Here is a 975-nt window from a genome sequence, read left to right as displayed (position 1 = left end):
ATATCCTTCATTCCTTTTCTCAGGCTTTCAATGCATTTAAATCATTAAAAATGATACTTAATCAATGCACTGACATTATTTTCATCTTTTCCTGAGATACCATATTTATTATTCCAAACCGAATATTCGACACCTAAATATAACTTTGTGTTGGGTGAAATATGTTTGCCCGCATTCCATTTCCATTGTGTGGTCCAGTTTAACTCACTGGCATGGTCATCTTCAGCGGTTGACCAATCCAGAAAACCATCAATCAAGAAATCTTCAGATGCAATTGTAAATGGCACACCAAAAACGAAAGTCAATTGATAGTCATCATCTGTATTTTTATAATTATCCGCCTTATAAAAATTTAATTGGGCATATTGAAAATATGGAATCGCCAAATCTACACCGATCGATCCAGCCGCAGGTTCCCCTACGGCTACCTTGTTACGACTTCACCCCAGTCATCGGCCACACCGTGGTAAGCGTCCTCCTTACGGTTAGACTACCTACTTCTGGTGCAACAAACTCCCATGGTGTGACGGGCGGTGTGTACAAGGCCCGGGAACGTATTCACCGCGGCATTCTGATCCGCGATTACTAGCGATTCCGACTTCATGGAGTCGAGTTGCAGACTCCAATCCGGACTACGATCGATCAAGATAGCAGATGCAATTGCAACTAGACCTAAAGTGAGTTCCATGATAATTCCTCAGAGGTTAGGTTTATACCAAATTAAATTAAAAAAATTATACCTAACCACCTGATGACAGTTAGGCAATACCATTAATGTTTTTCGCTTGCCATGCTCAAGTATACGATTGTTAGCATCATGAAAATGAAGGCTTGCAACGTAATAACAAGAATGTGGAAGATAGCCCAAGGCACAGACAACGCCCATTGGATCCAGAAAGGTAACAACGCGATCAAGATGAAGATCGATCCTAAAACAGAATCAGGGGAACTGAAACTCACAGGCGCAATTCGAAC

The 975-nt window shown here is 41.2% G+C and carries 1 protein-coding gene and 1 rRNA gene; both read right to left on the bottom strand.

Annotated features, from left to right (window positions below):
- Positions 1-44: 44 nt before the first annotated feature.
- On the bottom strand, positions 45-386 hold the full coding sequence (locus ACJ5GX_RS03400; protein WP_495292701.1) for a hypothetical protein: 342 nt from the start codon (positions 384-386) through the stop codon (positions 45-47).
- A 4-nt stretch (positions 387-390) separates the two neighbouring features.
- Positions 391-975 (bottom strand): 16S ribosomal RNA (locus ACJ5GX_RS03395); the annotation flags it as partial.

Source organism: Wolbachia endosymbiont of Tuta absoluta (assembly GCF_059414725.1).
This window is presented reverse-complemented; position numbering and strand designations above follow the sequence as displayed.